The 18,776-nt window shown below is 70.4% G+C and carries 17 protein-coding genes and 1 pseudogene; 8 read left to right on the top strand and 10 right to left on the bottom strand.

Annotated features, from left to right (window positions below):
• Positions 1 to 100: 100 nt before the first annotated feature.
• Positions 101 to 1,546: an alkaline phosphatase PhoX gene (locus ABZ876_RS09210; protein WP_361776712.1), complete on the top strand. Its 1,446-nt coding sequence runs from the start codon at positions 101 to 103 to the stop codon at positions 1,544 to 1,546.
• Positions 1,547 to 1,713: 167 nt separating this feature from the next.
• A complete protein-coding gene (locus ABZ876_RS09215; RefSeq protein WP_361776714.1) occupies positions 1,714 to 2,280 on the top strand; it encodes a helix-turn-helix domain-containing protein in 567 nt (188 codons plus the stop codon).
• 57 nt (positions 2,281 to 2,337) lie between these two features.
• On the opposite strand, the gene ABZ876_RS09220 is transcribed toward ABZ876_RS09215, so the two are convergent.
• The 7 genes from ABZ876_RS09220 to ABZ876_RS09250 all read right to left on the bottom strand — a co-directional run bounded on the left by ABZ876_RS09220 (position 2,338) and on the right by ABZ876_RS09250 (position 9,682).
• Positions 2,338 to 3,489 carry a TerD family protein gene (locus ABZ876_RS09220; RefSeq protein WP_361777015.1) on the bottom strand — a complete coding sequence of 384 codons (1,152 nt, stop codon included), beginning with the start codon at positions 3,487 to 3,489 and terminating at the stop codon, positions 2,338 to 2,340.
• Between the two features lie 90 nt (positions 3,490 to 3,579).
• Positions 3,580 to 4,569 (bottom strand): zinc-dependent alcohol dehydrogenase family protein, encoded by a 990-nt coding sequence (locus tag ABZ876_RS09225; RefSeq protein ID WP_361776717.1) that lies wholly within the window; start codon positions 4,567 to 4,569, stop codon positions 3,580 to 3,582.
• On the bottom strand, positions 4,566 to 5,411 hold the full coding sequence (locus ABZ876_RS09230) for a carbohydrate ABC transporter permease (protein ID WP_361776720.1): 846 nt from the start codon (positions 5,409 to 5,411) through the stop codon (positions 4,566 to 4,568). Before ABZ876_RS09230 ends, ABZ876_RS09225 begins: the two co-directional genes overlap by 4 nt.
• Positions 5,408 to 6,343 carry a sugar ABC transporter permease gene (locus ABZ876_RS09235; RefSeq protein WP_361776723.1) on the bottom strand — a complete coding sequence of 312 codons (936 nt, stop codon included), beginning with the start codon at positions 6,341 to 6,343 and terminating at the stop codon, positions 5,408 to 5,410. Before ABZ876_RS09235 ends, ABZ876_RS09230 begins: the two co-directional genes overlap by 4 nt.
• Positions 6,340 to 7,710, bottom strand: coding sequence for a sugar ABC transporter substrate-binding protein (locus ABZ876_RS09240; RefSeq protein WP_361776726.1), 1,371 nt, complete (start codon positions 7,708 to 7,710; stop codon positions 6,340 to 6,342). The genes ABZ876_RS09235 and ABZ876_RS09240 overlap by 4 nt, the downstream gene beginning before the upstream one ends.
• Before the next feature lie 78 nt (positions 7,711 to 7,788).
• Positions 7,789 to 8,559, bottom strand: a complete 771-nt coding sequence (locus tag ABZ876_RS09245) for a DeoR/GlpR family DNA-binding transcription regulator (protein ID WP_361776729.1) — start codon at positions 8,557 to 8,559, stop codon at positions 7,789 to 7,791.
• A gap of 313 nt (positions 8,560 to 8,872) precedes the next feature.
• The gene (locus ABZ876_RS09250) at positions 8,873 to 9,682 is read right to left on the bottom strand and encodes an NAD(P)-dependent oxidoreductase (RefSeq protein ID WP_361776732.1); all 810 of its coding nucleotides are present in this window, start codon (positions 9,680 to 9,682) and stop codon (positions 8,873 to 8,875) included.
• Between the two features lie 135 nt (positions 9,683 to 9,817).
• On the opposite strand from ABZ876_RS09250, the pseudogene ABZ876_RS09255 reads away from it, so the two are divergent.
• From ABZ876_RS09255 to ABZ876_RS09265, 3 genes and pseudogenes are all read left to right on the top strand, one after another.
• Positions 9,818 to 10,132, top strand: a pseudogene (locus ABZ876_RS09255) (DUF6010 family protein); the annotation flags it as partial.
• Positions 10,133 to 10,253: 121 nt separating this feature from the next.
• The gene (locus ABZ876_RS09260; protein ID WP_361776735.1) at positions 10,254 to 11,048 is read left to right on the top strand and encodes an HAD family acid phosphatase; all 795 of its coding nucleotides are present in this window, start codon (positions 10,254 to 10,256) and stop codon (positions 11,046 to 11,048) included.
• 510 nt (positions 11,049 to 11,558) lie between these two features.
• Positions 11,559 to 13,010: an NCS2 family permease gene (locus ABZ876_RS09265; protein ID WP_361776738.1), complete on the top strand. Its 1,452-nt coding sequence runs from the start codon at positions 11,559 to 11,561 to the stop codon at positions 13,008 to 13,010.
• A 51-nt stretch (positions 13,011 to 13,061) separates the two neighbouring features.
• Here the strand turns inward: ABZ876_RS09265 and ABZ876_RS09270 are convergent, their stop codons facing one another.
• The 3 genes from ABZ876_RS09270 to ABZ876_RS09280 all read right to left on the bottom strand — a co-directional run bounded on the left by ABZ876_RS09270 (position 13,062) and on the right by ABZ876_RS09280 (position 15,853).
• The gene (locus ABZ876_RS09270) at positions 13,062 to 14,519 is read right to left on the bottom strand and encodes a penicillin-binding transpeptidase domain-containing protein (protein ID WP_361776741.1); all 1,458 of its coding nucleotides are present in this window, start codon (positions 14,517 to 14,519) and stop codon (positions 13,062 to 13,064) included.
• A gap of 85 nt (positions 14,520 to 14,604) precedes the next feature.
• A complete protein-coding gene (locus ABZ876_RS09275) occupies positions 14,605 to 15,078 on the bottom strand; it encodes a GNAT family N-acetyltransferase (protein ID WP_361776744.1) in 474 nt (157 codons plus the stop codon).
• 1 nt (position 15,079) lies between these two features.
• The gene (locus ABZ876_RS09280) at positions 15,080 to 15,853 is read right to left on the bottom strand and encodes an IclR family transcriptional regulator (RefSeq protein ID WP_361776747.1); all 774 of its coding nucleotides are present in this window, start codon (positions 15,851 to 15,853) and stop codon (positions 15,080 to 15,082) included.
• A gap of 142 nt (positions 15,854 to 15,995) precedes the next feature.
• Between ABZ876_RS09280 and ABZ876_RS09285 the strand changes: the two genes are divergently transcribed.
• From ABZ876_RS09285 to ABZ876_RS09295, 3 genes are read left to right on the top strand one after another with little or no spacing between them, the layout of a single operon-like run.
• Positions 15,996 to 17,525, top strand: coding sequence for an aldehyde dehydrogenase (NADP(+)) (locus ABZ876_RS09285; protein WP_361776750.1), 1,530 nt, complete (start codon positions 15,996 to 15,998; stop codon positions 17,523 to 17,525).
• 57 nt (positions 17,526 to 17,582) lie between these two features.
• Positions 17,583 to 18,191, top strand: a complete 609-nt coding sequence (locus tag ABZ876_RS09290; RefSeq protein WP_361776753.1) for a DUF1349 domain-containing protein — start codon at positions 17,583 to 17,585, stop codon at positions 18,189 to 18,191.
• Between the two features lie 35 nt (positions 18,192 to 18,226).
• On the top strand, positions 18,227 to 18,730 hold the full coding sequence (locus ABZ876_RS09295; protein ID WP_361776755.1) for a GNAT family N-acetyltransferase: 504 nt from the start codon (positions 18,227 to 18,229) through the stop codon (positions 18,728 to 18,730).
• The last annotated feature ends 46 nt before the right edge of the window (positions 18,731 to 18,776 follow it).

Below are 18,776 nucleotides of genomic sequence, written 5' to 3' on the forward strand. Positions count from 1 at the left end.
CCGCGTTCAACCGGTGTTCAGGCCCGGGCGGGACCGTGTGCGCGGCATTGAGGTCCGCCGAGCCACCCCCCGACCGACTTCGCCTTCCACAGGAGACAGCATGTCGCTCACCCGCAGGGACTTCGCCAGACGGTCCGCGCTCACCGGCACCGGTATAGCCCTCGCCGGCAGTGTCGGTGCCCTCGCCACCGCTCCGGGCGCGCTCGCCTCCACGGACACCGAGACCGCGGGCGACCAGGGGGAGGACCACCACCCCCGCATCGGCTACGGACCGCTCCTCCCCGACCCGGACGGCATCCTCGCGCTGCCCGCCGGTTTCTCGTACCGGATCATCACCTACAGCGGGAAGACCAAGCTGGAGTCCGGGGAGTTCACCCCCTCCAACCACGACGGCACCTCCACCTTCGACGGCCCGCGCGGCGCGACCCTTCTCGTCAACAACCATGAACTGAGGGGCCCGCGCGCCGACTGGGCGCACCCCGTGCCGCTCACCGAGGGACTCGTCTACGACCCGGCCGCGTCCGGTGGCTGCACCGTCGTCGAGGTCCGCCACGACCATGTCGCCGAGTGGGTCGGCATCGCGGGCACCTCCACCAACTGCGCCGGTGGCAACACCCCGTGGGGAACGTGGCTCACCTGCGAGGAGACCGAGGACAGGGCCGGCCAGCACGGCATGACCAAGGACCACGGCTATGTCTTCGAGGTCGACCCGGAGGACCGCCGGGCCAACCGCGACCCCAAGCCGATCAAGGCGCTGGGCCGCTACGCCCACGAGGCCGTCGTCGTCGACCCCAAGCGCGGCCACCTCTACCTGACCGAGGACGCGTCCGCCCCGAACGGCCTGTTCTACCGCTGGACCCCGCCCGAGGGCTTCCGCCACGGCCGCGGCAGGCTGCGCACCCTCGCCGACGACGCGGGCCGTCTCCAGGCCTTCAAGTGTTTCGACTCCGGCGGCCGGTACGTGGACGACCTCTCCCGGGCAACGAAGATCGGCACGGTCTACGGCGTCGACTGGATCGATGTCCCGGACCGTGACGCCAAGACCGTCTCCGTCCGCAAGCAGTTCGCGTCCGGCGAGGTCACCCGCGCCCGCAAGCTGGAGGGCATGTGGTGGGGCGACGGCGGTACGTACATCGTCTCCTCGTTCGCCCGCGACGAGAGCCCCGTCCAGCACGACGGCCAGGTCTGGTTCTACGACCCCCGGCGCCGCACCCTCACCCTGAAGGTCCTGCTCGGTGTGAACGCGGACCCGGCGCGGGACGGCGCCTTCGACGGCCCGGACAACATCACCGTCTCGCCGTACGGCGGTCTGGTCATCGCCGAGGACGGCGAGGGTGTCCAGCACCTCTTCGGTGCCACCGACAGCGGCCGCACATATCCGATCGCCCGCAACGAGCTGAACATGGGCTCCGCCGAGAAGCCCGAGTACAGCGAGTTCACGGGCGTCACCTTCTCGCCCGACGGAAAGACCCTGTTCGCCAACATCCAGGAGCCCGGCATCATGCTGGCCATCACGGGCCCCTGGAAGCGCCAGAAGCGCGACTGACATCCGGCGGCCGCCACCCGGTCCGGTCCTCGCCCGGACCGGGCGGCTCGCGCCGACACCGTCCGTGTACACCTCCAGGACCCGCCTCGGGCCCGGGAACCGGGGATTGTCTCCGCTCGTTGCCCGATAAGGTACGGCGGGATCCCCGGTTCGCAAGGAGTATCCGGATGGCACAGGTCAGGCCTATGCGAGCGGACGCCCGGCGCAACTACGAGCGGTTGCTCAAGGCGGCGGCCGTCGCCTTCGCCGAGCACGGTGAGAACGCGTCGCTCGACGACATCGCCAAGCGGGCGGGAGTCGGATCCGGCACCCTCTATCGGCACTTCCCCACGCGACAGGCCCTGCTGGAGGCGGCCTACGTCGACCGGATCGAGGCGATCGCGGTCAGGGCCGACGAGCTTGCGGCGGAACTGCCGCCGGGCGAGGCGCTGACGGAGTGGCTGAACGAACTCTGCGTCGGGACCATCCAGGTGCGCGGACTCAAGGCCCTGGTGGGCTCGGCCGTGGCGGACGGCGGCTCGGCGGCGCTCACGGTCTGCGGCACCTCGATCAAGGGGGCCGCGACGCGTCTGGTGGAGGCGGCGCAGCGGGAGGGGACCCTGCGTCCGGACATCGAGCCGATCGAGGTTCTGCGGCTGGCGCACGGGGTGGCCACGGCCTCTGAACTGGCGGACGGGGAGGGCAGGCGTATCCGCCGCTATCTGTCGCTGCTGACGGAGGGGTTGCGGCCCTGACACCGGCAGCCACACCCTTGCGGACCCCGAGGGGCCCGCAGGGTGGCGGGTGACTGCCTAGAGGGCCTGCGCCGCCGGGTTCACCATGTTCCGCACCGTGCGCGCCTTGACGAAGTCGCCCATCGCGGTCATGTCCCACTCCCCGGAGAACTGCCGGACCAGCTTTGCCATCATCACGCCCGTCTGTGGCTCGGCCTGCGTGAGGTCGAAGCGGACCAGTTCCTGGTCGGTCGCGGCGTCCACGAGACGGCAGTAGGCCTTGGCGACCTCGGTGAACTTCTGCCCGGAGAAGGAGTTCACCGTGAAGACCAGGCCCGTGACCTCCTGGGGAAGGCGTCCGAGGTCGACCGTGATGACCTCGTCGTCGCCTCCGCCCTCGCCCGTGAGGTTGTCGCCGGAGTGCTTGACCGCGCCGTTGAGAATGGTCAGCTTGCCGAAGTAGCAGCTGTCGATGTGGTTGCGCTGCGGGCCGTACGCGATGACCGACGCGTCCAGGTCGATGTCCTTGCCGTGGAACGCGGGCTCCCAGCCGAGGCCCATCCTGACCTGGGACAGAAGAGGGCTGCCGCCCTTGACCAGGGACACCGTCTGGTTCTTCTGTAGGCTGACCCGGCCCTTGTCGAGGTTGATCTTCCCGGCGCCGGGGACCGGGGCGGGCGGAGCCGGGGGCTGCGTCGCGGGCGCGGGCGGGGTCACGGGCTGCGGAGGCGCGGCCGGCTCCTCCACCGTGACGCCGAAGTCGGTGGCGATGCCCGCCAGCCCGTTCGCATACCCCTGGCCGACGGCGCGGGCCTTCCACACGCCGCCTCTGAGGTAGACCTCCACGACCACCAGGGCCGTCTCGGTGCCGAGCTGCGGCGGCGTGAACGTGGCCATGATGCTGTTGTCGTCCGCGTTGCGGATGGTGGCCGTGGGCTCGATGCCCTGGAAGGTCTGGCCCGCGGCGTCGGGGCTCGCCGTGACGACGATCTTCTCGATGCCCGTGGGGACGGTCGCGGTGTCGACCATGATCGAGTCGGGACTCGTACCGCCGCCGGAGCGGTAGGTGACGCCCGGGCCCATGGGCTGGTTGTAGAAGATGAAGTCGTCGTCGGAGCGCACCTTGCCGTCCGCGGTGAGCAGCAGGGCCGATACGTCGAGGCGCACCGGGGCGGCGACGTCGACGGTCACACGGGTGGCTCCGAGCGGGATGTTCGAGCCGGGGGTCATAGCTGTCATGCCCCGTGAACGAACGGGGCCGCTTTACCGTTCCCTTACCGACGGCCGTATGGCTGAGGAGTGGACCCCGGGCCCGGGCCGCTACGGCACGACCACGATCTTGCGCCCCACTCCCGCCGCGAACTGCTCCAGCGCCTCCGGATAACGCTCCAGCGGGATACGGTCGCTGATGAACACGCCGGGATCGAGCACCCCGCCCGCGAACAGCTCGGCCGCCCGCTCGAAGCTGTGCAGCACCGCCATCGAACCGGTGATCGTGATCTCCTGGTTGTAGATGCGGTACGGGTCGATCGTGACCCGTGTCGCGTAGTCCGCCACCCCGAACTGAAGGAACGTGCCCGCCTTCGCCACCCGCCCCAGGCCGTCCTGGATCGCCGCCGCGTTGCCGGTGGCGTCCACCACCAGGTCCCAGCCCTGCGGGCGGTCCAGTTCCTCGGCGCTCGCCGCGGTACCGCCGACACCGAGCCGGCGCGCGGTCTCCAGGCGCGCCGGGTTCACATCCACCACGTCCACGCCGGCCGCGCCGGTGCGCTTGGCCAGTTCCAGCATCATCAGGCCCATCGTCCCGGAGCCGTAGATCAGCACGTGCGAGCCCAGCTGGGACTTCAGGACGTCGTAGCCGCGCACCGCGCAGGACAGCGGTTCGATCAGTGCCGCGTCCTCGGTGCGCACGTGCTCGGGGAGTTTCACACAGTTGGCCACGGGTGCCACCGCGTACCGCGCCGCCCCGCCGGCCGTCGTCACACCGATCGCGGCCCACCGCTCGCAGAGGTTGTTGTGGCCGGTACGGCAGTACCGGCACTCGTAGCAGTACAGGGACGGGTCCACGGCCACCCGGTCGCCGGCCGACACCTCCGTGACCCGGGTGCCGACCCCGACCACCTCGCCCGCGAACTCGTGCCCGGGCACGATCGGCAGCTTGGGCGCGAACTCGCCCTTGAGGATGTGCAGATCCGTGCCGCACAGCCCGCACGCAGCGACCTCCACGACGACTTCCCGGGGGCCGGGCGTCGGGTCCGGGATCTCGGTGACGACGGCGCGGCCCACGGACTCGATGACGGCGGCCTTCATTTCACGGCTCCCAACGACAGGCCCTGGACCAGCTTGTCCTGGGCGGCGAACCCCGCGGCGAGCACCGGCAGGGAGATGACGAGCGACGCGGCGCACACCTTCGCCAGGAACAGGCCCTGGCTGGTGATGAAGCCGGTCAGGAAGACGGGGGCGGTCTCGGCGACCACGCCCGTCAGGACTCGGGCGAAGAGCAGCTCGTTCCAGCTGAAGATGAAGCAGATCAGGGCGGTCGCCGCGATGCCCGGCAGAGCGATCGGGGCCACCACCCGGGCGAGGATCACCGGCAGGCGTGCCCCGTCCACCCGGGCCGCCTCGATCACCGCGACCGGCACCTCGGCGAGGAAGGACTGCATCATCCATACCGCGATCGGCAGGTTCATGGAGGTGTAGAGGACGGCCAGCAGCCAGATGTTGTCGAGCAGCCCGGCGTTCTTGGCGAACAGATAGACGGGCAGCAGGCCCGCCACGGCCGGCAGCATCTTGGTGGACAGGAAGAAGAACAGGACGTCCGTCCACTTCCTCACCGGCCGGATCGACAGCGCGTACGCCGCAGGCAGGGCGAGCAGCAGAACGCAGAGGGTCGAGACCAGCGAGGCCACCGTGGAGTTGATCAGCGCCGGCCACGGGCTCGCCCCACCGCCCGACCCGAAGAACTCGCGGTAGCCGTCCAGGGTGAGGGAGGCGGTGAAGGAGGGCGGGTTGGCCGCCGCGTCCGCCTCCGAGTGGAAGGACGTCAGGGCCATCCACGCGATGGGCAGGAAGAAGACGATGCCGGCCAGCCAGGCCACCAGGCCCAGGCTGCTTCCTCTGCGTACCCGGCGCCACGGAGCCGTTGTGCTCATGCGCGGGACACCTCCTCACGGAAGAGGGACGACACCACGCGCAGGGCGAAGGTCGTGATGATGATCGAGCCGATGACCACCAGGACGCCGGCGGCCGAGGCGAGGCCGTTCTCATGCGCCTGGTAGAAGCTCTGGTACACGGTGTACGGGAGGTTCGCCGTGCCCAGTCCGCCGGACGTGATCGTGAAGACCGCGTCGAAGTTCTGCACGATGTAGATCGAGCCCAGCAGGCCGCCGAGTTCGAGGTAGCGACGCAGGTGGGGCAGGGTCAGATGGCGGAAGATCTGCCAGTCGCTCGCGCCGTCGACCCGGGCGGCCTCGATCTGCTGCTGGTCCCGGCTCTGGAGCCCGGCCAGCAGGATCAGCATCATGAACGGCGTCCACTGCCAGACCAGAGAGGCCTCGACCGCCAGCAGCGGGCTGTTCGAGATCCAGTCCGGCTGGGGGCCGCCCACAGAGTGCAACAACCCGTTGAACAAGCCGTATTCGGGGTTGTAGAGCACATGCTTCCAGAGCAGGGCCGCGGCCACGGGCACCACCAGGAACGGGGCGATGAGCAGGGTGCGGACGACACCCCGGCCGCGGAACCGCCGGTCCAGCAGCAGGGCCAGTGCCAGGCCGAGGACCAGACTGGCCAGCACCACCCCCACCGTGAGCAGCACGGTCGTCCACACCGAGTGGCGCAGGTCCGCGTCGGTCAGCACCTGGCGGTAGTTGTCGACGCCGATGAAGTGGCGGGCCTTGGGGTAGAGGGCGTTCCAGTCGAAGAAGGAGATCACCAGCGTGGCCACGAACGGCAGCTGGGTCACCACGATCATGAAGACCAGGGCCGGCAGCAGCGGGGCCCGGGTGGCCCAGGCGCGCAGCCGGGCCGAGGGCTGTTTCACCGTCCGCACGGGAGTGCCCGCGAGGGGAGCCGTCGTCGCTGTCATCGTCCCTCGTACTCCTTGGAGATCTTCTCGGCGAGTTGCTGGGACTTCTTCAGGGCCACGCCTGTGGACTGGCGCCCGGCGATGGCCGCGCTGATCTCCTGGGAGACCTTGGTGCCGAGGTCGGTGAACTCGGGGATGCCGACGAACTGAATGCCGGGCGCGGGGCGCGGCTGCACGCCGGGGTCCTTCGGGCGGGCACTCTCGATGGCCTGCTCGGTCATCTCCTGGAAGGCGGCGGCCGACTTGCGGTAGTCGGCGTTCGTGTACGTCGACGCCCGCTTGCCCGCCGGGACGTTCGACCAGCCGCTCGTCTCACCGACCAGCTGCTCGTAGCCCTTGCCCGAGGCCCAGGACACGAACTTCCAGGCCTTGTCGGGATTGCGGGAGGCCTTCTGTATGCCCCAGGCCCAGGTGTAGAGCCAGCCGGACGAGTCCGTCCTCTCGACGGGGGCGGGGGCGTAGCCGAGCCTGCCCTTGACTGGGGAGTCGGCCGCCTCCAGCAGTCCGGCCGCGGACGTGGCGTCGTACCACATGGCGACCTTGCCCTGGGTCATGTCGTTGAGGCATTCGGCGAAGCCGGACTGGGCCGCGCCGGACTCGCCGTGGCTGCGGACGAGGTCGACATAGAACTTCGTCGCTTTCTCGAACTCGGGGGAGTCGAGACGGGCCTTCCAGTCCTTGTCGAACCAGGTGCCGCCGAAGGTGTTCACGACGGTGGTGAGCGGTGCCATCAGCTCGCCCCAGCCGGGCAGCCCGCGCAGACAGATGCCCTTCATACCGGGCCGCGCGCCGTCCACCTCGGCGGCGAGGCCGGCCACCTGCCGCCAGGTGGGGTGCGCGGGCATCGTCAGGCCCTTCGCGGCGAATACGTCCTTGCGGTACATCAGAAAGGACGACTCACCGTAGAAGGGCTGGCCGTAGAGCTTGCCGTCGTCGCCGGTGAGGGACTGGCGCATGGGCGTGAGGACGTCCTGTTCGTCGTAGACCGGATCCCTTGCGGTGTACGAGTCCATCTCGTGCAGCCATCCGTTGCGGGCGTAGATCGGTATCTCGTAGTTGGACAGGGTGGCGACGTCGTACTGCCCCGCCTGGTTGGCGAAGTCCTGACTGATCTTGTCGCGGACGTCGTTCTCGGGCAGGACGGTGAAGTTCACCTTGATGCCGGTCTCCTTGGTGAAGTGCCGGGCGGTGAGCTTCTGCAACTCCACCATCTGAGGGTTGTTGACCATCAGGACGTTGAGGGAGCCGCCGCCTGAACCGGACCCGCCCGCACCGACCCAGCAGCCGGAGAGCAGCGGTACGAGCAGCGTCCCTGCGGCGGCCGTGGCGAGTGTGGCTCGCGGCCTTCGTCGGCTGTGGGTTCGCATGGATCGCTCCTGGATGTATCGGGATACAAAGGGCGCTCATCGGGAGTAAGCGGCCCTGTGGGTGGGCGGGTTCGACGTTCAGACCCGGATGACCTGCGGGCCCAGAAGGGAGTAGCGGTGGGCCTCGGCGGCCGGCAGCAGCGTGCTCGTCACGATCGCCTCCAGCGCGCCGACCTCGGCGAAGCGGCAGAAGCTGACCGCCCCGAACTTGGTGTGCACGCCCGCGAAGACGGTGCGCCGCGCGGCACGGATGGCCTGGGCCTTGACCTCGCTGACCGCGGGGTCGGGGGTGGTCAGGCCGTGTTCCCGGGAGATGCCGTTGGCGCCGATGTAGGCGAGGTCGACCACGAAGCCGGCCAGCATCTTGGTCGTCCAGTGGTCGACGGTCGCCAGCGTGCCGGCGCGGACCCGCCCGCCGAGGAGCAGGACCGACACGTTCCCGGCCCCGGCGAGGGCGCCCGCGACCGGTAGCGACGCGGTGACCACGGTCAGCGGCCGGTCCGTCGGCAGGGCCTCGGCGATCAGCTGCGGGGTGAACCCCTCGTCCACGAAGACGGTCTCGGCGTCCTCCAGCAGCTCGGCCGCGGCGGCCGCGATCCGGCGCTTCTCGGGCACATGACTGGTGGCGCGGAAGGCGAGGGTCGTCTCGAAACCGGCGCTCTCCACGGGATAGGCGCCGCCGTGCGTGCGGCGGACGAGCCCATGGTCCTCCAGGGCACGCAGATCCCGCCGGACGGTCTCCTTGGCCACGCCCAGTTCCGCGGCGAGCGTGGTGACGTCGACCGAGCCCGTGCGGCGGGCGGCCCTGACGATCTCACGCCGGCGCTCTTCCGCGGTCATCGTCGTCATCGTCGCCTCCCGCCTTCGGTCCGCTGTTCCTCGTGGCCGGGTTTCGCCCATGGCTTGTTTCGTCCATGGACAGCTCCAGCCGGTGCCCGTTCGGGCCCGGTGGGCCCCTTGGGGGCTTTTCTACAGCGGGTGTGCGGGTGGTGACCAGGTCCGTTCCCTGCCCGCGGGTGCCCGACCCCGCCCGTTCGGCGGATGCCGTGCCCGTCGCGGACCTGCGATGGAGCGGGGTGGCCCTGTGGGATCGGGCAGCCCTCGTGCCCGGTATACGGGGCGGGCGGGCCCGTTCGGTGCCCGCCCGCACCGGAGCGCTCGGTCAGGAGGGCCAGATCGGCGGGTCGGTGACGAAGTGGCCGCCGAGGTGCGCGTGCGCCGGGTTGTCCGGGTCCAGTTCGCCCTGCTCGGCGATCAGATGGGCGGCGAAGGGCTCGGAGTCGTCCTGCGGCTCGTAGCCGAGCGCCCGCGCGCTCGTGAGGTCCCACCACAGACGGGTGTTGGCGGAGGAGCCGTGGACGACGGTGTGTCCGACGTTCTCGGCGGTCAGGGCGGCGTGGAACAGGCGGGCGCCGTCCTCGGGGCTCATCCAGACGGAGAGCATGCGCACGCTGGTCGGCTCGGGGAAGCAGGAGCCGATGCGCACGGAGACCGTCTCCAGGCCGTGTTTGTCCCAGTAGAGCTGGGCGAGGTCCTCGCCGAAGGACTTCGACAGTCCGTAGAAGGTGTCCGGGCGGCGCGGGGTGTCGACCGGGATCAGCGGGTCGTCGCCCCGGGGGCGCGGGGTGTAGCCGACCGCGTGGTTGGAGGAGGCGAACACGATCCGGCGCACGCCCTCCTCGCGTGCCGCCTCGTACAGGTGGTAGGTGCCCTCGATGTTCGCCTTGAGGATCTTCTCGAAGGTGGACTCCAGGGAGATGCCCGCGAGATGGATGATCGCGTCGACGCCCCGCACGGCCCCCCGCAGCGCATCCCGGTCGGCGAGATCCGCGGTGATCGCGTCCGGCTCGTCCTCGATCGGCCTGAGGTCCAGAAGCCGCAGTTCGTAGCCGTACCGGGGCAGCAGTCCCCGCATCAGGGTGCCGAGTCCGCCGGCGGCGCCGGTGAGCAGAACGGTACGGGGAGCGGGCATCCTCGGATCTCCTTGTCTTCCGGCTCGTTCGCCTACGGGGCGCGCCCCTCCGGCTTGGTCGTAGTCCGCATACATATAACGAATTCACATCCGTGGAGACGCTAGGGACCCTCGAACCGGCCCGTCAAGTGTCGCGCGGGCGCCGTCCACATCAGCGGCGGCGGCCTCGGCGCCTGGGAGTTCGCGTTCACCGCGCTCCTGACCTACGTCGCCCACCGGGGCCCGGAGTCGTGGACCTTCATCGGCATCGGCTGGCTGCTGCACACCGCCTGGGACGTCGTGCACCATCTCAAGGGCAGCCCCATCATCCCCTTCGGCCACAACTCGTCACTGGGCTGCGCGATCTGTGACCCGGTGATCGCCCTGTGGTGCCTGCGCGGCGGGCCCTCGCTGCGCGACCTCGTGCACGGCGGGCGGCGCGCCGCCGCCCCGGACCGGAGGGCCGCCTGAGCGGCGCGCGACGGCCTCGCGAGCGTGATGGGCGGCAACGGGCCCGTCACATCCGCCGAAAAGGTATCGATCACGCAACGAGCCTCGCGCTGGGAGGGGTGACGCGCGTAGAAAACCTGTCATGCATAAGCCACTTCGCATCGCGGCCCTCGTTGCCGCCTGTGCCCTCGCCGGCGGCGCCCTGTACGGCGCCGGCGCGGCCACCGCCGGTCAGTCGACGGCGAACTCCACCCACGAGCCCTACAACATCGGGCTCCTGGTCAAGGACATCGACACCTACTACGGGGCCACGCTCGACAGCAACGGCGTCTACCAGGCGTCCGCGGACAGCCCGTACGCCAAGGACCTGGCGCGGATCGAGTCCGACGCCAAGCGCTACATCGACAGGGCGGCCCGCAAGGCGCACCGCCACGGCGAGAAGCCCGCGGTCGTGTTCGACATCGACGACACGCTGCTGCTCAGCCTCGACTACGAGAAGAAGACCAACTACACGTACAACTCGACCACTTGGGCCGAGTACGTGGCCAAGGCCGACCGCCCGTCCGTCCCCGGCACCCCGGCGCTCGTCCGGTACGCCGAGAACGAGGGCGTGGAGGTCTTCTACAACTCGGGCCTCAAGGAGTCGCAGCGCTCCGCGGCCGTCGCGAACCTGAAGAAGGTCGGCGCCGACATCAACCTCGACGCCGAGCACATGTTCCTCAAGAACGCGGACAACCCGCCGTCCTACCTCAAGGACTGCGCCACTCCGGGCACCTGGACCTGCACCACCGTCCAGTACAAGTCCGGCACCCGCGAGCACATCGAGGACCTCGGGTACGACATCATCGCCAACTTCGGCGACCAGTACTCGGACCTCGACGGCGGTTACGCCGACAGGACGTACAAGCTGCCGAACCCGACGTACTTCGTCAGCTAGGGTCTTTCGTTCGGATCAGTCCGGATCAGAAAGCGGGGTCTGGTGCCGTGCATCACAAAGCGGCGGAGGGCGTCATGGCGGAGCCATGGCAACCGACGACAACGCGGCGAGGCGCGGTGCCAGACCCCGCGAGCCCGGCGTGATCCGAACGAGAGGCCCCAGTCCCCTGCGCGGGCCCGAACGGGCCTGATCGATTCCACGGGCCCATCCGGGCGAACGCCCCCGCCGGTCGTCACCGGCGGGGGCGTTCCTTCTGTCCGGCCGAGGGGGGCTCAGGCCGGCAGCTCCGCCCGGTAGGACGGCGGCGGCGCGGCCGGGGTTGCCTGCGCCGCCCATGTTCTTCGGGCGCGGGGACACGGGGCGCGGGGACGCTGGACGCGGGGACACGGGGCGCGGAAGAGGCCGGACCGAGCTCGACCCGTAACACGGAGAAAACCTGAATCCGGTTCACCGGGGGAACAATCCAGCCAACATCCCGCACTGCTTCCCCAGTCAACGAGGAGTGTCGCCATGCCCGACAGACAGCAGGTGGCCGAACGGTCGAACACCGCACCCCCCGAAGTGAACGGTGTCGACCGGTTCTTCAGGATATCGGAACGGGGCTCCACCTTCGGCCGTGAGATACGCGGCGGCTTCGCCACGTTCTTCACCATGGCCTACATCCTCGTCCTGAATCCGATCATCCTGGGCAGCGGGAAGGACAAGTTCGGCCATCACCTGGATGCCGGCCAACTGGTCACCGCGACCGCCCTGGTCGCCTGTGTGATGACCGTGGTCATGGGTGTCGGCGGCAATCTGCCGCTCGCCATCGCCGCGGGCCTCGGCCTCAACGCGGTCGTCGCCTTCCAGCTCGCCCCGCTGATGAGCTGGGCCGACGCCATGGGTCTGGTCGTCATCGAGGGCGTGCTGATCTGTGTGCTGGTCGTCACCGGGCTCCGGGAAGCGATCATGAACGCGATCCCGCAGCAGCTCAAGCAGGCAATCGGCGTCGGCATCGGCCTCTTCATCGCCTTCATCGGCTTCGTCGACGCCGGGTTCGTCAGCCGCATCCCTGACGCAGCCCACACCACGGTGCCGGTGCAGCTGGGTGCCGTCGGGCGGCTGACCGGCTGGCCCGTGCTGGTGTTCTGCCTCGGTGTGCTGCTGACCATCGCCCTGCTCGCGCGCAGGGTCAGGGGCGCGATCCTGATCAGCATCGTGACCATGACGGTCGTCGCCATCGTCATCGAATCCGTGGCCGGCATCGAGAACTGGGGCCTGACCACCCCGAAGGTGCCCGACAAGCTCGTGGCCACCCCCGACTTCGGACTCCTCGGCCACTTCAGCCTGTTCGGTGCCTTCGGGAAGGCCGGGGCGCTCACCGTCGTCCTGCTGGTCTTCACCCTGATCCTGTCGGACTTCTTCGACGCGATGGGCACCATCGTCGGCATCAGCGCGGAGGCGGGGCTGCTCGACGAGAACGGCAAGGTGCCGGGCATCGGCCGGGTCCTGTTCATCGACGGCGCCGCCGCGGTGGCCGGCGGTGTCGCCTCCGGCTCGTCCAACACCGCCTACATCGAGTCGGCGGCCGGCGTCGGCGAGGGGGCCCGCACCGGCTTCGCCAACCTGATCACCGGCGGTCTCTTCGGCCTCGCGCTGTTCCTCACCCCGCTGCTGACGATCGTGCCGCTCCAGGCGGCGGCCCCCGCCCTGATCGCCGTGGGCTTCCTGATGATGACGCACGTCAAGCACATCGACTGGGACCGGTACGAGATCGCCATCCCGGCCTTTCTGACCATCGCCGCGATGCCGTTCACGTACTCCATCACCGACGGCATCGGTGCCGGGTTCCTGTCGTACGTCGTCATCAAGGCGGTCCTCGGCAAGGCCAAGGAGGTCAACTGGCTGCTGTGGGCCGTGTCGGCGCTGTTCCTCGTGTACTTCGCGATCGATCCGGTGGAGCAGATCCTCGGCGTCAAGTGAGCCGCGGGGACGCCCCGGTGGGGACGGCCCGGCCGAGCCGCCCCCACCGCTCTAGTTCTTCAGTGCCGCCTGCATCACGGACCTGGCGACCGGTGCCGCCAGCCCGTTGCCGCTGACCTCCGACCGCGCCGCGTCCGACTGCTCGACCATCACCGCGACGGCGACCTCCTTGCCGTTCGTGTCGGACTTCGCGTACGACGTGAACCAGGCGTACGGCGTCTTGCTGTTGTTCTCGCCGTGCTGGGCCGTGCCCGTCTTGCCGCCCACCGTCGCGCCGGGGATCCGCGCGTTCGTGCCGGTGCCCTGCTCGACCACCGTCCGCATCGCGGACCGCAGCTGCTCGGCGGTCGACGAGCCGACGATCCGCCGGGTCCCGGGGTCCTCGTCGTAGTCCTTCAGCACATCGCCACCGCTGTCGGTGATGCGCGCGACCATATGCGGGGACACCAGCTTTCCGTCGTCGGCTATCGCCGCCGACACCATGGCCATCTGGAGCGGGGTCGCCGTGACGTCGAACTGCCCGATGCCCGACAGGGCCGTCTGCGCCCGTTCCATGCCCTTCGGGTACACGCTCGGGTACGCGCGCACCGGCACGTCCTGCCGGTCGTCGTCGAAGCCGAACTTCTCGGCCATCGCCCTGACCTTGTCCTGGCCCAGGTCGACGGCCATCTTGCCGAAGACGTTGTTGCACGAGTAGCGCAGGGCCACGCGGATCGAGGCGTTCGTACAGGGGGCGGCCGGGTTCTCGTTGGACAGGGCGCGGGTCGTGCCCGGCAGGGTGTACGGGTCCGGGCTGTCCGTCTTCTGGTCCACCGAGGAGTACAGCCCGTCCTCCAGTGCGGCCGCCGCGACGACGAGCTTGAACGTCGAGCCGGGCGGGAGCGGCTGGCGCAGCGCACGGTTCGTGAGCGGTTTGTCCGCATCGGCGTTGAGCTGCTTCCAGGTCGCCCCGGCGGTGCCGGCGTCGGTCAGTGCCGACGGGTCGTAGGAGGGGGTCGACACGACCGCGAGGATCCGGCCGGTGGTGGGGTCGATGGCCACGGCCGCGCCCTTGTTGTTCCCCAGTGCCCGATAGGCCGCTTTCTGGACGTCCGGGTCGACGGTCGTCACCACGTTGCCCGGGTCGGCCCGCTTGTCCGTGATGGTGTCCATGGCGGTCTTCAGCCGGCTGTCCGTGCCGTTGAGCACATCCTGGTAGATGCCCTCCAGCTGGGTCGGCGCGTAACTCTGCGAGGCGTAGCCCGTCACCGCCGCGTACAGCTTGCCGTCCGTGTACGTGCGTCTGTAGGCGAGGTCGCTGCCGCCGGTGCGCGCCGAGCCCGTGATCGACCGGCCGGCCACGATGATGTTCCCGAGCGGTGCCGCGTAGGTGTCGATCGCGTTCCGCCGGTTGTCCTTGTCGTCCGCGAGCGCCTTGCCGTCGTAGAACTGCACCCAGGTGGCTCTGACCAGCAGAGCGAACACGAGGAGCAGTGCGAAGACCGATGCGCGTCTGATCGTCTTGTTCATCCCGTCCAGGAGACGTACGGGAACGAGTGGATCGTTCCCTTCCGCCCCGTTTTCTCATCGGGACTTCATGAACCGGGCCCGGCGCTCAGCCCTTCAGGACGAGGACGACCTCCTCGATCTCCGCGCCACGGGCGTGGGCGTACCCCCTGACCCGGGCCGTCTCCTCGAAGCCGCACTTGCGCAGCACCCGGCCGGAGGCCACGTTGTCGGCCGCCGCCCGGGCGTACAGGGGGCGCTCCGGCACCTGCTCGAGGAGCGTCCGCAGGGCGGCCGTCGCGATGCCCCGGCCCCAGTAGGCACGGTCGATCCAGTACGTGACCTCGCGCTCGCCCGGCTCGCCGTAAACCGCCGCGCTGCCCACGACGTCCCCGTCCGCGAGCACCGTCCGCACGTCGACGTCACAGGAGCCCCGCAGCCGTGCCCAGTGGGCCTCGAATCCGGCCGGGTCGGCCAGGTCCTCGGGGGTGAACGCGGCCATCCGGAGCGCCACGGGGTCGTTCATCTGGCGCCGGAAGACCGGCAGGTCGCTGTCGTGGACCTCGCGCAGCGCGACCTCCATGTCACAGCCTCCGCGTCGCGAGCGTCAGCCGGTCCCGGGCGTCGAACAGCGAGTCCTTGATCATCTGTTCGTGGGCCGGGGTCAGCCGGGCCACCGGGACCGAGCAGCTGATCGCATCGCGGGCCGGTGTGCGGTAGGGAATGGCGACTCCGAAGCAGCGCAGCCCGAGCGTGTTCTCCTCGCGGTCGACGGCGAAGCCCTGCTCGCGGACCTGGTGCAGCTCCTCGATGAGCCTTTCCCGGTCCGTGATGGTGTGTTCGGTGAGCGCGGGGAGCGTCTCGGGGAGCATCTTGCGGACCTGCTCGTCCGTGTAGGTGCTCAGCAGCGCCTTGCCCAGCGAGGTCGAGTGGGCGGGCAGCCGGCGGCCGACCCTGGTGAAGGGGCGCAGGTAGTGCTGCGACTGACGGGTCGCGAGGTACACCACGTTCGTGCCGTCCAGCCGTGCCAGGTGGATCGTCTCCGTCGTGTCGTCCGACAGCCGGTCCAGGGTGGGCCGGGCCGCCGCCACCACCTCGTCCCCGTCGATGTAGGAGGTGCCGACCAGCAGCGCCCGCACCCCGATGCCGTAGCGCGTGCCGGTCGCGTCCGTCTCCACCCAGCCCAGCTCCACGAGCGTGCGCAGCAGCATGTACAGGCTGGACTTCGGGTAGCCCACCGCCTCCTGCACCGCGGCCAGGGAGTGCATACCGGGGCGGCCGGCGAAGTACTCGAGCAACTCGACCGTCCGCACCGCGGACTTGACCTGTGCTCCGCCGCCTGTCTCGCCTGCCGACATCGCCCTTGACCCCTTCGCTCGACGGGAAGCCGGAGATATAGTCTCCGAGCACCATATTCACCATCAGAGACATTGTTCAGTATATCGAACGACTCTGCTGGCCGGCGGACGAACTGCGGCATGACATCTGGAGGGACCCGCGGTGGCAGCAGCACCAGTCTGGAGTGTCGACCCCCGTACCGGGAAGCAGCGTGAACAGGTTGCGGTGGAGGCCACCGCCCGGTCCGTGGACGCCGCCGTCCGCGCGGCCCACGCCGCACGCGGAGCCCTCGCCGACCGCACGGTCCGCTCCGCCTTCCTGCGCACCGCGGCCGAGCGGCTCCAGGCCGAGGCGGAGAGGCTCGTCGGGACCGCCGACGCCGAGACCGCGCTGGGCCCGGTTCGCCTCACCGGCGAACTCGCCCGGACCTGCTACCAGTTGCGGGCGTTCGCGGACATCGTCGACGAGGGCGCCTTCCTCGACGTGATCATCGACCACCCCGACGCCACGGCGACCCCGCCGGTCCCCGACCTGCGCCGCTACAAGGTCCCGCTGGGCGTCGTCGCGGTCTACTCCGCCTCCAACTTCCCCTTCGCCTTCTCGGTCGCCGGCGGCGACACCGCGAGCGCCCTGGCGGCCGGCTGCCCGGTGGTCGTCAAGGCACACCCGGACCACCCCGCCCTGTCCGAGCAGGTCGCGAGGATCCTGCGCGAGGCCGCCGCCGAGCACGGGATCCCCGAGGGCGTCCTCGGCCTCCTCCACGGCTTCGAGGCGGGCGTCGAGCTGGTCAGGCACCCGCTGGTCGCGGCGGCCGGGTTCACCGGTTCCGTGCGCGGCGGCCGTGCGCTCTTCGACACGGCGGCCGCGCGCCCCGTGCCGATCCCCTTCCACGGCGAACTGGGCTCGCTCAACCCGGTCCTGGTCACCGAGGCGGCGGCCGCCGAGCGCGCCGAGGCGATCGGGGCCGGGCTCGCCGGCTCCATGACGCTGGGCGTCGGCCAGTTCTGTGTGAAGCCCGGTCTGGTTCTCACCCCCGTCGGCGCGGCGGGCGACCGGCTCGTGAAGTCCCTGACGGACGCGGTGTGCGGCGTCGAGGCGGGGGTCCTGCTGGACCACCGCATGCGCGACGCCTTCCTCGCCGGAGTCGCCGAGCGCGCCGGGCTGCCGGACGTGGAGTCCCCGGTGATGCCGGGCGCGGGCGGCGAGCACACGGTGAGCCCGGGCTTCCTGACGGTCCCGGCCGGGAGACTGACCGCCGGCGCCGCCTGGGACCTGCTGCTCGAGGAGTGCTTCGGCCCGGTCACGGTGGTCGCCCGGTACGAGGACGAGGACGAGGCGAACGCCGTGCTGTCCCGGCTTCCCGGCAACCTCACGGCCACCGTGCACCTGTCCACGGAGGAGGCCGCCGGCAAGGGCCGCGGCGCGGAGATCCTCGCGGAGCTGACCCCGCTCGCGGGCCGCGTCCTGGTGAACGGCTGGCCCACGGGGGTGGCGGTGGCGCCCGCCCAGCACCACGGCGGCCCCTACCCGGCGACGACCTCCACGTCCACGTCGGTCGGCGGCACGGCGATCGAGCGGTGGATGCGGCCCGTCGTCTACCAGGGCACTCCCGAGGCGCTGCTGCCGCCGGAGCTGCGGGACGACAACCCGCTGGGGCTGCCGCGGCGGTTCGACGGTCGTGCGGAGCGCTGACGCTCCCGCCCGGCGGGGCCGGGCCTGGGGCGCTCCCGGGCCTGCGACACTCTCCCCATGGACCTCGAACTACCCGAACTCCCCTTCCCCTTCCGCACGTACGGGCCCGATGGCCACTGGTCCTACGAGGACGGGGTGCTCACCGGCTGGGCGGGGGCCCGGCAGGATCGCTTCGTGCCGCCCACCGGTGAGGGGCTCGACCCGGCCTCGGACGCACCCAGGCTGCTCGGTGCGCCCGAGGGCGACTTCCAGCTCATCGCCCGCGTCACGGTCGGGTTCGGCGCGTCCTTCGACGCCGGCGTGCTGTATGTGCACGTGGGGGAGCGGTCCTGGGCGAAGCTGTGCCTGGAGTACTCGCCGGACGTGCCCACCGTCTGCACCGTGGTCACCCGCGGCCACTCCGACGACGCGAACTCCTTCACCGTGGAGGGCAGTTCGGTCTGGCTCCGGGTGAGCAGAACGGGCCGGGCGTTCGCGTTCCACGCGTCCCGGGACGGGAAGCGGTGGACGTTCGTCCGTCTGTTCACCCTGGCCGACGAGGAACCGACCTCGGCGGCCCTGGTGGGCTTCATGGCGCAGTCGCCGGTGGGGGAGGGCTGCGTGGTCACCTTCGACCATCTGGAGTACCGGCACTCCTGGCCGGAGGGCCTGCGGGACGGCTCGTAGGGAACCGCGCCGGGGGCGGTCACGTCCTCCGTCGCATGATCGAAGACCGTGTGACCGGACGCCGCGTGATCCGTACCGCGCTGCCCGCCGACGCGCGGGCCGTCGCCGCACTGCACGCACGAGCCCGGGCGACCTACTACCCGGACGGCCTGCCGCAGGACGGCATCGACTGGCTCGACGCCTGGCGGAGCGCCATCCGGCGGCCGGACGGGCTCGTGCTGTGCGCCGTCGTGCAGGGCGGCGTCGCCGGCATCGCCTCCTTCCGCACCCCGGACGGCTCCCCCGCCGACACCGTCAAGCTCTTCCAGTTCCATGTCGACCCGGGCCACTGGCGCCACGGCATCGGCACCGCACTGCACGCGGCCTGTGTGGAGCAGTGGCAGGCCGACGGCAGGCGGACGGCCGTCCTCGACGTGCATCGGGACAACGGGCGGGCCCAGGCGTTCTACGGGCGTCTGGGCTGGGTCCCCGACCCGGAGAACCCGCCCGCCGAGGAGGACCACCACCTCTTCCTCCGGTACGCGGTCCCCGGGGAATGAAACCGGACCCTTGAATGTTCACGTACGCGGCGGAGGGAGGCTCCGT

It is taken from the genome of Streptomyces sp. NPDC046931 (assembly GCF_040644655.1).
GTDB lineage: Bacteria > Actinomycetota > Actinomycetes > Streptomycetales > Streptomycetaceae > Streptomyces.